We start from the raw sequence: 1050 nt of genomic DNA, 5'->3' as shown, positions 1-1050 counted from the left end.
GATCGGCACCGAACTCCGCTTATTCCCAAGGAGGCGAGTACAGAAGGCCGCCGCTAACCCAGGACGCATTGGGGGTGCCGGTTCGGTCCATATAATAAGGCGTCTTCGGGCCCAGGTTGCGGTCGTACATCTCACCGTAGTTGCCGACGGCTTTGATCACATCGGCCATGAAACTATTGGACACATGGAAGTCCTCCCCCATTCCGCCCTCCACGCCGAGAAACTTTCGGACGACCGGATCGGGTGATTTTTTCATCTCATCCAAGTTGGCGGTGGTAATACCCCACTCCTCAGCCTGAAATAGCCCAAAGACGGTCCATCTCAAGAGGTTGCGCCATTTCGAGTCATTCGCCGCGACGAAGCCGGCAAATGGCGATTTGCCGGTTCCTTCCCTGAGGATTTTGTAGTCTTCGGGCTTGGGGGAGCTGCCGCGCCAACTGGCCAGCGCAGTTTTGTCTGTTGCCATCGCGTTGCACCGGCCGCCGCCCAAAGCCGCAAACACCTTGTCGTTTGAATCGAACGTCAAAACCTTGATGTTCGTTATGTTCTGAGACTTGAATAGGTTCGCAAGGGCAACCTCTGTAGCGGTTCCCTGCCCCGTGCAAATCGTTCCACCGGCAAGATCTTTAACCGTGTCAACGCCGGATGAGGTCGTTACCATAAACCCGCCGGCATCGTAAAAGTATATCGGCAGAAAATCGACCGCGATCGCCGACTCACGAACAGGATAAACAGTAGTGGAGGTAAAACCAACGTCTGCTTGGCCTGTTGTTACCGCAGTGAAACGGCTCTTGCCTGTAACGATTACGAAATTAACTTTGTCGGGGCTCCCCAGAACTGCAGCTGCCATAGCCCGACAAAGATCAATATCCAATCCCTCCAGCTTTGATGTTTTGGGATTGAGATAGGCGAAGCCAGGGTTTGCATCGCTGGTCGCGCAGTTGAGCACACCGCGCTGCTTGACGTCATCGAGAACCGAGGCTCGGGCGGCTGGTGCCACCGCAAGACCAAGAGCAAGTGCAGCGCAGAAGTAACCGATATTCGATCTTA

Annotated in this window: 1 protein-coding gene; it reads right to left on the bottom strand. The window is 54.9% G+C overall.

The features are described from left to right. Positions 1-19: 19 nt before the first annotated feature. The gene (locus AC0L28_RS34630) at positions 20-1000 is read right to left on the bottom strand and encodes a transporter substrate-binding domain-containing protein (protein WP_473482977.1); all 981 of its coding nucleotides are present in this window, start codon (positions 998-1000) and stop codon (positions 20-22) included. Between the last annotated feature and the right edge of the window lie 50 nt (positions 1001-1050).

It is taken from the genome of Mesorhizobium sp. WSM4847 (genome assembly GCF_055811335.1).
The sequence above is the reverse complement of the archived record's forward strand: the minus strand, read 5'-3'. Positions and strand labels throughout refer to the sequence as shown.